The organism is Streptococcus sp. SR1, from assembly GCF_000526075.1.
Classification (GTDB): Bacteria; Bacillota; Bacilli; order Lactobacillales; family Streptococcaceae; genus Streptococcus; species Streptococcus halitosis.
The window spans coordinates 48,054-62,880 of sequence record NZ_JATR01000014.1; the positions used below are offsets into that span (position 1 = coordinate 48,054).

General features: G+C 41.1%; 15 protein-coding genes and 2 tRNA genes. 9 read left to right on the forward strand and 8 right to left on the reverse strand.

Translation table 11 applies throughout. From position 1 onward, the window contains the following. Nucleotides 1-21: 21 nt before the first annotated feature. A complete protein-coding gene (locus HMPREF1518_RS04025) occupies nt 22-477 on the forward strand; it encodes a GNAT family N-acetyltransferase (RefSeq protein ID WP_033584327.1) in 456 nt (151 codons plus the stop codon). A 155-nt stretch (nt 478-632) separates the two neighbouring features. Here HMPREF1518_RS04025 and HMPREF1518_RS04035 read toward each other — a convergent pair whose 3' ends face one another. The 4 genes from HMPREF1518_RS04035 to HMPREF1518_RS04050 form a co-directional block, all read right to left on the reverse strand. Next, nucleotides 633-1,511 carry an SDR family NAD(P)-dependent oxidoreductase gene (locus HMPREF1518_RS04035; protein WP_033584329.1) on the reverse strand — a complete coding sequence of 293 codons (879 nt, stop codon included), beginning with the start codon at nt 1,509-1,511 and terminating at the stop codon, nt 633-635. Between the two features lies 1 nt (nt 1,512). Then, nucleotides 1,513-2,349, reverse strand: a complete 837-nt coding sequence (locus HMPREF1518_RS04040; RefSeq protein ID WP_033584331.1) for an alpha/beta fold hydrolase — start codon at nt 2,347-2,349, stop codon at nt 1,513-1,515. Nucleotides 2,350-2,362: 13 nt separating this feature from the next. After that, nucleotides 2,363-3,367: an NADP-dependent oxidoreductase gene (locus HMPREF1518_RS04045; protein ID WP_033584333.1), complete on the reverse strand. Its 1,005-nt coding sequence runs from the start codon at nt 3,365-3,367 to the stop codon at nt 2,363-2,365. Nucleotides 3,368-3,459: 92 nt separating this feature from the next. After that, the gene (locus HMPREF1518_RS04050) at nt 3,460-3,891 is read right to left on the reverse strand and encodes an Rrf2 family transcriptional regulator (protein ID WP_033584335.1); all 432 of its coding nucleotides are present in this window, start codon (nt 3,889-3,891) and stop codon (nt 3,460-3,462) included. A 657-nt stretch (nt 3,892-4,548) separates the two neighbouring features. Here HMPREF1518_RS04050 and HMPREF1518_RS04055 point away from each other — a divergent pair. Both HMPREF1518_RS04055 and HMPREF1518_RS04060 read left to right on the forward strand, forming a co-directional pair. After that, nucleotides 4,549-5,838 carry a membrane protein gene (locus HMPREF1518_RS04055; protein ID WP_033584337.1) on the forward strand — a complete coding sequence of 430 codons (1,290 nt, stop codon included), beginning with the start codon at nt 4,549-4,551 and terminating at the stop codon, nt 5,836-5,838. Nucleotides 5,839-5,847: 9 nt separating this feature from the next. Then, nucleotides 5,848-6,936, forward strand: coding sequence for an AI-2E family transporter (locus HMPREF1518_RS04060; protein ID WP_033584339.1), 1,089 nt, complete (start codon nt 5,848-5,850; stop codon nt 6,934-6,936). A gap of 140 nt (nt 6,937-7,076) precedes the next feature. Here HMPREF1518_RS04060 and HMPREF1518_RS04065 read toward each other — a convergent pair. The 4 genes from HMPREF1518_RS04065 to HMPREF1518_RS04080 all read right to left on the reverse strand — a co-directional run bounded on the left by HMPREF1518_RS04065 (nt 7,077) and on the right by HMPREF1518_RS04080 (nt 9,690). Further along, nucleotides 7,077-7,149: transfer RNA gene (locus HMPREF1518_RS04065), tRNA-Lys, on the reverse strand. Nucleotides 7,150-7,211: 62 nt separating this feature from the next. After that, on the reverse strand, nt 7,212-7,727 hold the full coding sequence (locus tag HMPREF1518_RS04070) for a DUF308 domain-containing protein (protein ID WP_000672740.1): 516 nt from the start codon (nt 7,725-7,727) through the stop codon (nt 7,212-7,214). A gap of 354 nt (nt 7,728-8,081) precedes the next feature. Next, nucleotides 8,082-8,154: transfer RNA gene (locus HMPREF1518_RS04075), tRNA-Lys, on the reverse strand. 264 nt (nt 8,155-8,418) lie between these two features. Then, on the reverse strand, nt 8,419-9,690 hold the full coding sequence (locus tag HMPREF1518_RS04080) for a replication-associated recombination protein A (RefSeq protein ID WP_033584341.1): 1,272 nt from the start codon (nt 9,688-9,690) through the stop codon (nt 8,419-8,421). Between the two features lie 115 nt (nt 9,691-9,805). Here HMPREF1518_RS04080 and HMPREF1518_RS04085 point away from each other — a divergent pair, with 115 nt between their 5' ends. From HMPREF1518_RS04085 to pepF, 6 genes are all read left to right on the forward strand, one after another. Then, nucleotides 9,806-10,276 carry a DUF3013 family protein gene (locus HMPREF1518_RS04085; RefSeq protein ID WP_033584343.1) on the forward strand — a complete coding sequence of 157 codons (471 nt, stop codon included), beginning with the start codon at nt 9,806-9,808 and terminating at the stop codon, nt 10,274-10,276. 9 nt (nt 10,277-10,285) lie between these two features. After that, the gene (locus tag HMPREF1518_RS04090; protein ID WP_033584345.1) at nt 10,286-10,723 is read left to right on the forward strand and encodes an NUDIX hydrolase; all 438 of its coding nucleotides are present in this window, start codon (nt 10,286-10,288) and stop codon (nt 10,721-10,723) included. Next, nucleotides 10,710-11,183, forward strand: coding sequence for a GNAT family N-acetyltransferase (locus HMPREF1518_RS04095; RefSeq protein ID WP_033584347.1), 474 nt, complete (start codon nt 10,710-10,712; stop codon nt 11,181-11,183). Before HMPREF1518_RS04090 ends, HMPREF1518_RS04095 begins: the two co-directional genes overlap by 14 nt. A gap of 137 nt (nt 11,184-11,320) precedes the next feature. After that, nucleotides 11,321-12,271, forward strand: coding sequence for a 50S ribosomal protein L11 methyltransferase (gene prmA / locus HMPREF1518_RS04100; RefSeq protein ID WP_033584349.1), 951 nt, complete (start codon nt 11,321-11,323; stop codon nt 12,269-12,271). A 1-nt stretch (nt 12,272) separates the two neighbouring features. Further along, complete coding sequence (locus HMPREF1518_RS04105) at nt 12,273-13,016, forward strand: 16S rRNA (uracil(1498)-N(3))-methyltransferase (RefSeq protein ID WP_033584351.1); 744 nt, start codon at nt 12,273-12,275, stop codon at nt 13,014-13,016. A 10-nt stretch (nt 13,017-13,026) separates the two neighbouring features. Continuing rightward, nucleotides 13,027-14,823 carry an oligoendopeptidase F gene (gene pepF, locus HMPREF1518_RS04110; RefSeq protein WP_033584357.1) on the forward strand — a complete coding sequence of 599 codons (1,797 nt, stop codon included), beginning with the start codon at nt 13,027-13,029 and terminating at the stop codon, nt 14,821-14,823. The last annotated feature ends 4 nt before the right edge of the window (nt 14,824-14,827 follow it).

Here is a 14,827-nt window from a genome sequence, read left to right on the forward strand (position 1 = left end):
AGACAAGATAGTGAGGTCAAGATGATGATTCGTTTTGAAGAAAAGATGAGCACAGAAAACGCTCAGCTCGTATGCCAATGGTCCAACTCCCTTGGAAAATCCTTTCAAGAACAATGGATGGGACCAATGATTCCTTTCCCCTTGACAATTCAAGTCTTTCAAGACTTGGAAGGAATCTTTTCAATCTTTGAAGGACAAGAGTTTGTGGGGCTTATCCAGAAAATCAGGCAAGAAGACAGCAATCTTCATATTGGAAGATTTTTTATCAATCCTCAGAAACAGGGGCAAGGCTTAGGTAGCCAGGCTTTAAGGAAATTTGTTAGTTTAGCATTTGAAAATAGAGATATAGACAGTATCTCTCTAAATGTCTTCGAGGCAAATCAAGTAGCCAAGCACCTCTATCAAAAAGAAGGATTTGAAATCGTTCAAATGGTTGAAACACCTATACGAAAATACATCATGAAAAAGGGGAGATAGAAGCAAAAAAGTGGCTAGGAAAAGTCTTTGAAATCTGAAAAACGCACAGTATCCAGTTTGAACAACCTTGATATTATGCGTTTTATTGTGGGAAGATTTACTTCGTTTTCTCCTGAAATTGAGTTCCTGTCCAGTCTTCCTCTTGTATTAAATTTTTAATCAAACTCAACATATTTCTGTTTAAATAACTTAATTTTATCATTACAGTAATTGGTTAAATCTTGAGCTTTTTCAAGTGTATACCCTTTTTCAGAAACTGTTTTGACAGTTTTATCATCAAAATAGTAGCCAGTCAAACCAATGATTTCTTCTGATAATGTAAGATAGTAGCCTGTTTCAATTCCCTCGTCTAGATTTTTGGAAAATGACTTCATCAAGCGTCCGAAGAGAGACTTTTTCGTCTTTTCATCACTGGAATAATTCCCTAAGTTTGTTGAAATTAAGCCAGGATGGTAAGAATTGATGGTGATATTTGAACCTCTTAAAAAGAAATCCCTTGCTAGATAGCGTGTCATCCAAATAGTGTAAAGTTTGGAATTATTGTAGGCCAAACCAGGATTGTAGTTCGTCTCAAATCCAAAGTCTAAATCCTTAACCTTAGCAAAATGATGCATATAGGAAGAAGTATTAATGACACGGCCGTCAGACGCTTTTTCTAACAAGGGACCTAGCTTAGTTGTTAAAATATAGGGAACCAGAACAGATAACATAAAGGTCAACTCGACATTTTCAGCACTCGCTTTTCGTTCTTTTCCAGCATAAAGGCCTGCATTGTTAAACAAGACATCAATACTTTGAAATTCTCTCTTGATTTCCTCTACAAATCGATAAACATCATCTAATTTTGAAAAATCTGCAAGGTAGCTAGAAACTCTGCCTCTCAAGGAAACGGTCCTAACCTCTTGAAGCGCCAGCTCAAGTTTTTGAGGATTTCGACCATGGAGGATGACATGATGCCCTTCACTAGCCAATTTCTTTGCCAAATGTTTACCGATACCGTCAGTAGCACCTGTAATCAGAATAGTTTTGACCATCTTAGTCCTCCAAGAAAGCAATGACTTTTTTTGAAAACTCCTCTGCATATTGGAAGATCGAACCGTGACCAGCATTTGGATAGATGATCAGCTTACTATTTTCGATTTTTGCATGCATATCGTAAGAATTTTCCGTTGGAACCTGCATATCCTTGTCCCCGTTGACGATTAAGGTTGGTTGGATGATAAATTTTAGGTCGTCTTGCGAATCTTTCCCCCAACGTTTAATAGCTTTGAGTTGAGTTAGGAATCCTGATAGGTTCATATCTTTATCCGCAAATTCCTTTGTTCTCATACCCATTCGTCCTAGGACTTTCAAGGCTTCAATTCTCCCTTGATCATCATGATTATAGAAGATATAGCGTTTAGGATCGATGCGCTCGAGTCCAGCTTTAAACATATAACTAAAGGTTTTCCCTGTGACCTTATCGACCTCTTTTCCACCTCGAGGTCCTGTTCCAGCCAAAATCAAACGGTTCACTAGAGTAGGCTTGATTCGGATGATTTCTTGGGCAATCATACCTCCCATAGAAAGGCCAAGAAGATTGATTTTATCGTAACCAAGCGCTTTTACAAAGTCAATTGTCTGCTCAGCCATTCCAGGAATAGTCGGAGCAACTTTGCCCTGACTGGCTCCTACTCCAGGAAGATCGACTACAATGACATGGTGCTTTTCAGCAATCAAGTCTAAGAGTTTAGGATCCCAGTTATCGAGAGTTGCTGCCAAATGGACCAGCATCAGAAGAGGTAGTTTTGATTTGCCTTTACTAAGTTCGCGATAAGCGATTTTGTTCCCGTCGACCGTGATGTATTGATTTTTAGTTGTAAGATATGACATTGTGTTTTCCTTTTTATTTCTTAAAGCTGAGGACTGTTTTACCACGAGAGCGACCATTAGCGACTTTGTCTAAGGCGCTATTTACCTCTTCAAAGGGATAAACTGTATCGATAGATGGTTTGATTTCTAATTTACTAAAGAGGTCAGCTACCTCTTGTAATTGAGCGCCATTGCTTTCTACAAAGATAAAATGGTAGTGGACACCATATTTTTCCGCCATCTTATCAAATTTGCGACCTGCCAAGCCAAGAATCATCTGTTTCCATTTTGGTAGGTTCATGCGTTTGGCAAAGGCAGCGTTTGGCATGGCACGAAGTGAAACAAGATGACCACCTTTTTTCATGATAGACATTTGTTTTTCAGTTTCAGCTCCACCGAGAGTATCGAGGACATAATCCACCTGGCTAACAGTTTTTGTATAATCCTCTGTTTTGTAATCGATAAATCTATCTGCTCCTAGTTTCAAGACACGCTCTGCACTATCTCCAGAACCGTTGGTAATGACTTTCAAACCTTTTGCTTTGGCAATCGGAATGGCCATTCCACCAACTCCTCCAGTCCCACCAGAAATAAAGATCGTTTTCCCAGCTTGAGCGCCCATGAGGTCAAGAGCCTGCATAATGGTCAAGGCAGTAAGAGGAACAGCAGCAGCTTCCTCGTCTGATAGATAGTCTGGAACTTTGGCTAAGGCTTGGCTATCGACAGCTACGTATTCTGCAAAGGCGCCGATATGATCAAGTGGCAGACGTCCAAAGACACGATCTCCTACCTGAAAGTTGTTAACTTTCTTGCCAATGCTTTCAACGATTCCAACCACTTCGTTACCTGCAGTTTGAGGAAGTTTGTATGGAACAATCATCTTAACCTCACCACGAGAGATCATATTATCGAGAGGATTAACGCCGGCTGCGGTGACTTTAACTAAAACTTCTTTGTCTGTAATACTTGGTTTAGCGATTTCTGTGATGTTCAGTGTGATATTGTTTTTGTTATAAGTAGTGTGTTGTGCAACTTTCATGTGTTTTCTCTTTTCTTTTTTAATATAATTCAATAGACTTGTATTTGATACAAGTTCATGTTGTCTCCAGTAAAAACTGACTTGCTATCAAATCAGTTTCGGACTTGTTTGGCTTGTTTATATAGATTGTCAATGACATCTTCTAAAGTTTGATTTGCTAATTCCTTCTCTAATTGAGATTCGGCACTAGCGAAAAGCGGTGAAACTGCTCCTTGGATATGTTTTCCAACAGGGCAATCAGGATTGCTATTTTGATGAACAGGGAATAAACTAATGTGATTGATTTCTTGAGTAGCATAGTAGATCTCTAGTAAAGTCATTTTCTTTGGAGACTTACTGAGTTGATAACCTGTTTTTCCTTGCTGGGAATGAATCAAATCTGCATTTTTCAATAAGGCAATCACCTTTCGAATGTAACTAGCGTTGGTCCCGACGCTCTCAGCCAGTGCTTGTGAACTTAAGGTATCCTTGCTTTCACTAATCATGGTTAGGATGTGCAAGGCTACTGAAAATTTCGTATCCATATAAACTCCTTTAGATAACTTGTATCTGATACAAGAACAAGTATAGCACAAATAAAAAGAAAAGCAAGACTTTTGTTTTAAATTAAAAAAAATTTTTTGAAGAGTGTCATCAGATTAGAGATGTTTGGTAAGAAAGTTCATAATCAAATGGGAGGATAAACTTGTTTTAAAGAAACAGAATCTCCCCTCTCTGCTTGATTAAACATATCTTAGTTTGTGCCTAGTAAACTTTGTTTCATAATCTAATTATATGTTATTTCATTCCGTTTTTTTGTTCTTTTCAAAGCGTTATGAGGACTTGAAACTTATTTTATAATTTTTAATTAGTAAAATGTTGAATTATAGTGAGTATTGTGTCACAATAGATAGTATATAAATCATTAATAGAATAGAAATAATACTTTCTTACCTTTACAAGTAGTATTGGTTACACATTTTTTCGTCTCAATTGTACTTATCTCTCAAGTTTAGTTAATTTTTATTAGCTTTGTTTTCGAATCAATAAAACAAATTTTAGAAGTGCATAAGACAAGATGGTGACATTACTACAGTCATTTCTAGTCACCATATGTTGCTGGCACAGGCTGTTTGTAGTGTTGGCTATTTACTAGTCAGTTTAATCGGAGTGTTTAATTTTTATTGTTGAAAGGTTTTTATATGGCGAAAATTCTATCTTTAGGTCTGACAGGTAAGAAATTACTTGCTCAGGGGTTCTTGTTTGTTCTGCTAGGTCTCATCTTGATGGTCACGGGGACTTGGTTGCCAGTAAAGGTTATTCGACTGGTTCTGTTTTTAGCTTGGATAGCAACGGTCTTAGATTTAGTATTACGTATTTTCAAAAAAAGTCAGTCAACGGACACCTTGGGAGTTGCACTGGTTAAATTGTTAGTGCTGGGATATTTGCTTGGCTCCAATCTTGCGACGGATGTGCCGATTTATATTTTGGCTCTTGTGATTGGAGTTTATCAGATTTTTCATGCTAGTATTAACCTTGTCACCTATGTTCTCTACCGCAAAAACAAAATTCGACCTCGTTTTCGTCTCTTACTAGATGGACTCGTACTAGTTTTTCTTGGTGGGACTAGTCTTTTGTCCTCTACGGGAAATTCTGTCTTTCAACTCTTTGTTTTAGGGGCTTATTTTTTCCTTTATGGTGTGTCCAATATCCGTGACGGTTTCTTGTTTGAGGAGGAAATTGGGAAAAACCATCTCAAACGTCGTGTAAGAATTAGCTTACCTATTGTCCTAGCCGCTCTCATCCCTGCAAGTACTTTAGCAAAAATCAATAAATTCATGCAGGAAAATGCTGATGAGAGAGAGGATATCCATCTTGGAATGGTGAAGTCTGGTAAGACAGCGGAGCTTGAAATTTTTATTCATACAGCTGAGACCTCTCTGTTTTCGGCAATTGGTCATGTGGATATCTGCTATCAAGGCCGTGTTATTTCTTATGGCAACTATGATCCGTCTTCTGAGACCTTATTTGGCATGGTAGGAGATGGTGTCTTATATTTCTGTGATCGTGACAAGTACATTGACCTATGTAAACGCGAGAGTCAAAAAACGCTTTTTGGTTATGGGATAGATTTGACGCCTGAAATGGAAAAAGCAGTTCAGAAAAAGTTGGCTGAATTGAAACAACTGACGATTCCATGGGAGCCAAGTGCAGATAAAATCATGACAGGTGATGGTAAGGAAGACTACATCTACGCTTATAAAATCAGACATGAGACAGATGGGGAACTTTATAAATTTATCAAATCTAAGTTTAAATCCTACTTTGTCTTATCTACAAACTGTGTGCTCTTGGCTGATACCATAGTCGGTCAGGCTGGCACCGATATCCTCTCACCCAAAGGATTTATCGCTCCAGGAACTTACCAAGCCTACCTTGACCGAGAGTTTGAAAAACCAAATAGTATAGTCGTATCTAAACATGTTTATTAAGGAGAATTTATGAACTTAGTTAAAAAATATACCCCGTTAATCCTTTTTATAGGGCTGGTTGCTCTTGTAATTCTGAATGCATCGAGCTTTATATCAGGAGCAATCTCTCTTTTTGATGTAACATCAACCTTGATTTATGGTGCTGTTATTGCTTTTGTGCTTAATGTTCCTATGAAAAAAATTGAACAGTACTTAGTTAAATTGAAGGTAAAGGCAGAGTTGCGTCGTCCGATTGCCATGGTACTTGTTTTCCTAGCTCTTATCTTAATCGTGATTGCTCTTTTGGTTTTGGTGCTGCCAACCCTAGCTCAGACTATTAGTCAGCTGGGAACAGTCCTTTCAACAGTCCTTACTCAACTTGGGAAATTGCTAGGCAGCTCGGAATTTGTAACCAAAGACATGTTGTCAACTATCGTATCAGGCATACAGGGACAATCTAGTTCTATTAGCCAAGCTTTGATAGGTTTTTTATCAGGTCTGACTAGTAATATCGGCAATATTTTTTCAAGTTTGATGAATGCCTTTTTGATTATAGTCTTCACCTTTTTATTTTTATCCAGTAAGGAACATTTGGCAGCGATGACGAGTCGACTTCTAAAAGTTTTTCTTCCAGAGAAGGTGGTGATAAAGTTGACTTACATTGGACAAGTAGCACTAGAGACTTATGACCAATTTTTGATGAGTCAGCTGATTGAAGCAGTTATCATAGGAGTTATGATAGCGGTTGGTTACAGCATGTTTGGGATACCCTATGGAGTAATGACAGGTATCTTTGCAGGAGTGCTATCGTTCATTCCTTATGTAGGGCCTATGATTGCTTGTGTTGTGGGAGCGATTTTTATCTTCACAGTGAGTCCTACTCAAGCCTTACTTTCTCTTCTTCTATATCAAGTTATACAGCTGATTGAAGGAAACCTTATTTATCCTAGAGTTGTAGGTCAGTCTATTGGTTTGCCAGCTATTTTCACGCTTGCGGCTGCTAGTATTGGAGGCAATCTCTTTGGCTTACTTGGGATGATATTCTTTACACCGATATTTGCTGTTATCTATCGATTGGTTAAGGAATTTGTCGTTGCAAAGGAAAATCAGCTAGATTAAGAAAAACTAAATTTAATAAGATATACTGAGAAGAGAGTGAGAGATTCTCTTCTCTTTTATTTTTAAATACTTTTCTACAAAAAGCTATTAGACGTTAAAAAAAGCCTTGGTTTCAAGGCTTATTTCTGTTGATTTAGATGTGCCCCCTGCAGGGCTCGAACCTGCGCCCCATAGCTTAAGAGTCTACTGCTCTACCAACTGAGCTAAGGAGGCAACAGAAAAAGCTGAGAATGTAACTTCCCAGCTATTTTAATATGCCCAAAATGGCAGCTAGATTATTTACGAAAGGCATCAAGGATATAGGTGAAACCAACAATTAAAAATGCAAAGGCAACGACATAAACGACAAAGACACTTGTAGCTACTGGATTGAACAAAATCACTAGACCTAGTAAAAATGCAAGCAACGCTATCCACATGATATGGTTGCCAATAATAGGGAAAATCAATCCCAGACGATTGCCTTTAAAGAAAACTATAATGGCTTCTACAATTAACCAAATTCCTAAAATAGTTGGAATGACAACTGGCAGCGTCACAAAGCCATAGGCAACGAGGTAAAGAGCTAAGAGAAGATTAACAATCCCTTGGAAAAGATGAGCTGGTGAGCGAAGCTCTTTTGGTACAGAGAAATAGCCTAAAATAGCTGCTATAGAAGAAACCAGTAAACCAAATGCAATCCACCAGCTGTAAGCAACAAGATTAGCTACTGGGTTTGTAAATAGGAAAAGTCCTAAAAGGACAAAAACAACTCCTGCAAGGAATAGCAGTAAACGATTAGAAAATTTCATTTCAATACCCCCTATATAGTATAGTATAGTTTGATAATAAAAATATTATACACCTTTTTAGAGGAAATGTCAATAAACAAAATGGAAAATTTGGAAGTTTCAGTCTGATTTATGAAAAGAAAATCAGTTTTTATTATTTTGAAAATAAAAAGAGAAGATAAAATTTGTCTTCTCTACATGAAAATATTGTATGGAATCAAAGCAAAAGTAACTGGCTTTACACTATTTGTAAAGATGTAATTTGATTCAAAAAGAAAAGATAGATTTAAAATGTGGGACAAATGATGGGGTAAATCAGTTATAGACAAGCAAAAAAAGCCTTGATTTACAAGGCTTTTTCCTGTTGTATTTAGATGCCCCCTACAGGGATCGAACCTGTGACCCACGGATTAAGAGTCCGCTGCTCTGCCAGCTGAGCTAAGGAGGCAAAGAAAAAAGCTGTATTGGTGCCGAAACTTCACGGTTTGTATTGAACCCGCGCAATTAAGCAGGTGGGCAACTCGCTCTAACTGAAGCTGTTTCCGTGTGAGACGGCCTACATGCTGTTAGAAGACTTTTGTTTCCCTAATAATACAAAAAATAGTCGGTCAACACTTAAGTGTGAAGTCGTACACCACAGCGTTTCTATGTTTATATGATACCACTTTTTCAAAAAAAATCAAGAGGAAAATGCAATTATTTGAAAAGGATTTCACAAGTCCCGTAATTTATCAATGGTTTCCTTGCGTTGAGCTAAAGCCCGTTCGTATTTGCCAGTATCTTCCGGAGTGAAGTAGTGCTGATCTTTAATTTTTTCTGGCAGATAGTCCTGCTTGACCCAGTTTCCAGGATAGTTGTGCGGATAGAGATAGTTTTGCGCATTCCCTAGTTCCTTGCTTCCACTGTAGTGGCCATCGCGCAGGTGGCGCGGAATAGGTAAATGACCTGATGTTTTGAGGTCAGCAAGGGCCTTGTCCATGGCCACATAGGCTGAGTTGGATTTTGGAGAGAGGGCCAAGTCAATCACGACATTGGCAATGAGAATGCGAGCTTCTGGGAAGCCAATCTTTTGAGCAGCATCTAGAGCAGTTACAGTATGAATCTGAGCTTCAGGATTGGCCAAACCGATATCTTCATAAGCGATGACGGTCAAACGACGAGCGAGACTGGGCAAATCTCCAGCCTCAATCAAGCGGGCCGCATAGTGGAGACTGGCATCCACATCTGAGCCGCGGATGGACTTTTGCAGGGCTGAAAGGACATCATAGTGACCGTCCCCATCCTTGTCCATGGGAATGTAGCTTCGTTGCAGGCTATTTTCCATGATATCAAGAGTGATATGGCGGGTGCCCTTGTCATTTTCGGGAGTAGAGAGAACAGCCAAATCTAGTGAATTAAAGGCAGAACGGAGGTCTCCATTGGTAGAGGTTGCGATGAAATCCAGCGCATCCCCATCTAGCTCAACTGGGAAGTCAAAACCACGCTCAGGGTCAGTTAGAGCGATTTGAATCGCCTCTTTGACGTCTTGATTGGACAAGGGTTCTAATTCAAAAATCTGAACACGGCTACGAATGGCAGGAGTGACAGAAAAGAAGGGATTTTCAGTCGTTGCGCCAATCATGACAACCAGACCACTTTCCAAGAGTGGCAGAAGAAAGTCTTGCTTTGTCTTATCCAGACGATGAATCTCGTCTAGTAACAGGACTAATCCTCCAGAGAATTTAGCCTCTTCAGCGATTTCTTGGAGACGTTTTTTGCTGTCAACAGTGGCATTGAAGGTCCGAAAGGCATACTTAGTAGTCCCAGCGATGGCTGAGGCAATACTGGTCTTGCCGATACCCGGAGGTCCATAGAGAATCATGGAGGACAGGCGGTTAGCTTCCACCATGCGGCGGATGATTTTTCCAGGTCCGACCAGATGTTCCTGACCAATGACCTGGTCGATGGTTTTAGGGCGCATGCGAAGCGCGAGATTGTCAGGCATAGCAGTCCTTTCTAACATGGATTTTCTGATGTATATGTGGTAAGATGGTAGTATCTATTTTAGCATAATTCCGAGCAATCGGGGCGATTTAAGAGTCACATAGAAAGAGGACAAAATGGCAACATATGGATTTTTAGATGTTTTAGAGGAAGAATTGGACAAGAACTTTCCTTTTGACTTTGAGATTAGCTGGGATAAGCGCAACCATGCGGTAGAAGTGAGTTTTCTATTGGAAGCACAAAACGCTGCAGGTGTGGAGATGGTGGATGAGGACGGAGAAGTTTCGTCAGACGATATCCTCTTTGAGGAGGCAGTCCTTTTCTACAATCCCGCCAAGTCAACAGTCAATAAAGAAGACTATTTAACGGTCATCCCTTATCTACCTAAGAAAGGTTTCTCTCGCGAGTTTTTAGCTTATTTTGCGCTTTTCCTAAAAGATACTGCCGAGGTTGGGCTGGATGCCCTCATGGACTTCTTGGAAGACCCAGAAGCAGAAGAATTTGTCATGGAATGGAACCAAGAAGTCTTTGAAGAAGGGAAAGTCGGCTTGGAAGAGGGAGAGTTTTATCCTTATCCGAGGTATTAGGAGTTTGACATGGGAATAGAGATTTCTGATTTTACAGGTTGCAAGATTGCTTTGTTTTGTGGGGATAAGCTCTTGACTATCTTACGCGATGATAAGGCAAGCATTCCCTGGCCCAATATGTGGGAGTTACCAGGTGGTGGTCGAGAGGGTGATGAAAGTCCTTTTGAGTGCGCAGCGCGTGAAGTTTTTGAGGAACTGGGGATTCATTTGACTGAAGATTGTCTGCTTTGGAGTAAGGTTTACCCAAGTATGCTTTTTGAGGGGAAGGAGTCGGTCTTTCTAGTTGGCAAGTTGGCTCAGGAACAGTTTGACCAGATTGTCTTTGGTGACGAAGGACAGGGCTACAAACTGATGAATATTGACGAATTTCTTGGCTCAGATAAGGTTGTCCCCCAGTTGCAGGATAGAGTGAGGAATTATATGGAGGAGAAATATGCTAACACTTGAGAGAGCAGGGGCAGAGGATTTAGAAACGATTATTGCCATACAAAGAGCCAGTTTTAAGGCAGTCTATGAGAAATACCAAGATGAGTATGATCCTTATATGGAGAACCGCGAACGAATCAAGTGGAAACTAGTAGAACGTCCTAATAGCTATTACTACTTTGTGAAAGAAAAGGACGAAATTATCGGTTTTTTACGAATTCAGACCAATGAAGAGTTGACGGAGGCTTGGTTGGGAACGGCAGCGATTTTGCCCCAGTACCAAGGAAAAGGGTATGGATCTGAGGGACTGAGCTTGCTGGAAAAAGAATTTCCAACCATCACACAGTGGGATTTGTGTACGGTATTACAGGATGCGGGCATGGTCGCTTTTTATGAGAAAAATGGCTACCGCAAAACCCATATCGAACCTGAAAAAGAAGGTATGGATATGGTCTACATGAAAAAATTGATTGACAAATAGAAAGGATGGTTCGGTTACATTTCTAAACTGAACCCGCCCTAAACAGTGTGCCAAAAAGATAAACTTCTCTTAGACCTAAGCGTTTTCAGAGAATTTCCTATTTTGGCTTTGTGTTTTACGGGCTTGGTATCTTAATTATGGAAACATGGCAAGAGTTAAAAGTTACAGTTAAGCGTGAGGGAGAGGAGCTGGTCTCTAATCTCCTGATTGAGCTAGGTGCTCAAGGTGTTGCGATCGAAGACAGTATGGACTATGTGGGAAATGTGGATCGCTTTGGTGAGATTTTCCCTGAAGTCGAACAGCAAGAAGAAATTGTAGTGACAGCCTACTATCCGGATACGGTTGATGTGGCAGTGGTTGAGGCGGATTTGCAGGCTCGTCTAGCAGAATTGACAGACTTTATGGATTTGGGTGAGGTCAAGATGGGGACGACTGCCTTGGCTGAGGAAGACTGGGCAGATAACTGGAAGAAATACTATGAGCCAGCTCGTATCACTCATGACTTGACCATCGTACCGTCTTGGACAGACTATGAGGCGACTGCGGGAGAGAAGATTATCAAGCTAGATCCTGGTATGGCCTTCGGGACAGGAACCCACCCAACGACTAAGATGAGCCTCTTTGCTTTGGAGCAGGTTCTTCGTGGTGGCGAAACGGTGCTAGATGTGGGTACTGGTTCAGGAGTACTTTCCATTGCTAGCTCGTTGCTTGGTGCCAAGGAAATCTTTGCCTATGACCTAGATGATGTGGCGGTTCGTGTTGCTCAGGAAAATATTGAACTCAACCTTGGCATGGAAAATATCCACGTTGCTGCTGGAGACTTGCTTAAGGGGGTTGAGATTGAGGCAGATGTGATTGTAGCTAATATCTTGGCGGATATCCTCATTCATCTGACAGAGGATGCTTATCGCTTGGTCAAGGATGAAGGCTACTTCATCATGAGTGGCATTATCAAGGACAAGTGGGACATGGTGCGAGAGTCAGCTGAGTCAGCTGGATTTTTCCTCGAAACTCACATGATTCAAGGGGAATGGAATGCCTGTGTCTTTAAGAAGACAAAGGATATTTCAGGTGTGATTGGAGGCTAGGATGCAACAGTATTTTGTCAAAGGAAGTGCTATCTCACCTATCACTATCGAGGACAAGGAAACCAGTAAGCACATGTTTCAGGTTATGCGCCTGAAAGAAGGTGATGAGGTTGTTTTGGTCTTTGATGATGGTATCAAGCGCTTGGCGCGCGTGCTGGATGTGGAATCCCGTCAGTTTGAATTGGTCGAAGAGTTAGATGACAATGTGGAATTGCCAGTCCAAGTGACCATCGCATCTGGATTTCCCAAGGGAGACAAGCTGGAGTTTATCACTCAAAAAGTAACCGAACTGGGTGCCAGCCAGATTTGGGCCTTTCCTGCCGATTGGTCGGTCGCTAAATGGGATGGCAAGAAATTGGGTAAAAAGGTTGAAAAACTAGAAAAAATCTCCCTTGGAGCAGCCGAGCAAAGCAAGCGAAATCTTGTCCCAAGAATTACCCTTTTTGAGAAAAAGGCAGACTTTCTAGCCCAACTCGACCAGTTTGACCGCATCGTGGTGGCTTATGAAGAATCAGCAAAAGAGGGAGAAGCCGCTGCGCTTCTGCAAGCAGTCACTGGTCTTGAAAAAGGAGCTAAGTTGCTCTTTATCTTTGGTCCAGAAGGTGGTTTATCACCTGCGGAAATTGAAAGTTTTGAAGCCAAAGGAGCTGTTCTTGCAGGACTTGGTCCCCGCATTCTAAGAGCAGAAACAGCCCCGCTTTATGCCTTATCAGCCATTAGTGTATTATTAGAATTAGAGAAATAAGAGGAAGAAAATGGAACAAAAACACCGTTCAGAATTTCCAGAAAAGGAACTTTGGGATTTAACTGCCCTATACCAAGACCGTGAGGATTTCTTGCGTGCAATCGAGAAAACGCGCGAAGATATCAACCAATTTAGCCGTGATTACAAAGGTAATCTTCACACTTTTGAGGATTTCGAGAAGGCCTTTGCTGAATTGGAACAAATCTACATTCAGATGAGTCATATCGGCAATTACGCCTTTATGCCTCAGACGACAGACTATAGCAATGAAGAATTTGCCAATATTGCCCAAGCTGGGATGGAATTTGAAACAGATGCCAGCGTAGCCTTGACCTTCTTTGACGACGCCTTGGTGGCAGCAGACGAGGAAGTCTTGGACCGTTTGGGTGAATTGCCTCACTTGACGGCAGCCATTCGTCAGGCCAAAATCAAAAAAGCCCACTATCTAGGGGCTGATGTGGAAAAGGCTTTGACAAATCTGGGTGAAGTTTTCTACAGTCCACAGGATATTTATACTAAGATGCGAGCTGGGGACTTTGAAATGGCTGACTTTGAAGCCCATGGCAAGACCTACAAAAACAGCTTTGTGACCTATGAAAATTTCTACCAAAACCACGAGGACGCTGAAGTTCGTGAGAAATCTTTCCGTTCCTTCTCAGAGGGACTCCGTAAGCACCAAAATACGGCTGCGGCAGCCTATTTAGCCCAAGTCAAGTCTGAAAAACTATTGGCTGATATGAAGGGCTACGACTCGGTTTTTGACTATCTTCTAGCTGAGCAAGAAGTGGACCGTGCTATGTTTGATCGCCAGATTGACCTTATTATGCAGGAATTTGCACCAGTCGCTCAGAGGTATCTCAAGCATGTTGCCAAGGTTAATGGTCTAGAAAAGATGACTTTTGCAGACTGGAAGCTAGACTTGGACAGTGCTCTCAATCCTGAAGTGACTATTGATGACGCCTATGATTTGGTCATGAAGTCAGTAGAACCTTTGGGACAAGAATATTGTCAGGAAGTTGCCCGTTATCAAGAAGAGCGCTGGGTGGACTTTGCTGCTAACAGTGGCAAGGATTCTGGTGGATATGCGGCGGATCCATATCGCGTGCACCCTTATGTCCTCATGAGCTGGACAGGTCGTTTGAGCGATGTCTATACCTTGATTCATGAGATAGGACATTCTGGTCAATTCATCTTTTCAGATAATCACCAAAGTTACTTCAACGCCCATATGTCGACCTACTACGTCGAAGCGCCGTCAACCTTCAATGAATTGCTTTTAAGTGATTATTTGGAACATCAGTCTGACGATCCGCGTCAAAAACGCTTTGCCCTTGCTCACCGTTTGACAGACACCTACTTCCATAACTTTATTACCCACCTCTTGGAAGCAGCCTTCCAGCGCAAGGTTTATACATTGATTGAAGAAGGTGAAACCTTTGGAGCAAGTAAACTCAACAGCATCATGAAGGAAGTCTTGACGGACTTCTGGGGAGATGCCATTGAAATTGATGACGATGCGGCTCTAACTTGGATGCGCCAAGCTCACTACTACATGGGCTTGTATAGCTATACCTACTCAGCCGGACTTGTCATCTCGACTGCTGGTTACCTTCATCTGAAAAACTCTGAGAATGGAGCTAGAGACTGGCTCACTCTTCTCAAATCAGGTGGCAGTAAGACACCACTTGAGTCAGCCATGATTATCGGAGCCGATATCTCAACGGACAAACCACTTCGTGATACCATCCAGTTCTTGTCAGACACAGTTGACCAGATTATTGCTTATAGTGCTGAGTTGGGGGAGTAAATTA

Bases quoted from the DNA above. Each gene is read 5' to 3' on its own strand.
- HMPREF1518_RS04060 (WP_033584339.1), top strand. From the start codon at position 5,848: ATGAACTTAGTTAAAAAATATACCCCGTTAATCCTTTTTATAGGGCTG.
- HMPREF1518_RS04085 (WP_033584343.1), top strand. From the start codon at position 9,806: ATGGCAACATATGGATTTTTAGATGTTTTAGAGGAAGAATTGGACAAG.
- HMPREF1518_RS04025 (WP_033584327.1), top strand. From the start codon at position 22: ATGATGATTCGTTTTGAAGAAAAGATGAGCACAGAAAACGCTCAGCTC.
- HMPREF1518_RS04050 (WP_033584335.1), bottom strand. From the start codon at position 3,891: ATGGATACGAAATTTTCAGTAGCCTTGCACATCCTAACCATGATTAGT.
- HMPREF1518_RS04035 (WP_033584329.1), bottom strand. From the start codon at position 1,511: ATGGTCAAAACTATTCTGATTACAGGTGCTACTGACGGTATCGGTAAA.
- prmA (WP_033584349.1), top strand. From the start codon at position 11,321: ATGGAAACATGGCAAGAGTTAAAAGTTACAGTTAAGCGTGAGGGAGAG.
- HMPREF1518_RS04080 (WP_033584341.1), bottom strand. From the start codon at position 9,690: ATGCCTGACAATCTCGCGCTTCGCATGCGCCCTAAAACCATCGACCAG.
- pepF (WP_033584357.1), top strand. From the start codon at position 13,027: ATGGAACAAAAACACCGTTCAGAATTTCCAGAAAAGGAACTTTGGGAT.
- HMPREF1518_RS04105 (WP_033584351.1), top strand. From the start codon at position 12,273: ATGCAACAGTATTTTGTCAAAGGAAGTGCTATCTCACCTATCACTATC.
- HMPREF1518_RS04045 (WP_033584333.1), bottom strand. From the start codon at position 3,367: ATGAAAGTTGCACAACACACTACTTATAACAAAAACAATATCACACTG.
- HMPREF1518_RS04055 (WP_033584337.1), top strand. From the start codon at position 4,549: ATGGCGAAAATTCTATCTTTAGGTCTGACAGGTAAGAAATTACTTGCT.
- HMPREF1518_RS04090 (WP_033584345.1), top strand. From the start codon at position 10,286: ATGGGAATAGAGATTTCTGATTTTACAGGTTGCAAGATTGCTTTGTTT.
- HMPREF1518_RS04095 (WP_033584347.1), top strand. From the start codon at position 10,710: ATGCTAACACTTGAGAGAGCAGGGGCAGAGGATTTAGAAACGATTATT.
- HMPREF1518_RS04040 (WP_033584331.1), bottom strand. From the start codon at position 2,349: ATGTCATATCTTACAACTAAAAATCAATACATCACGGTCGACGGGAAC.
- HMPREF1518_RS04070 (WP_000672740.1), bottom strand. From the start codon at position 7,727: ATGAAATTTTCTAATCGTTTACTGCTATTCCTTGCAGGAGTTGTTTTT.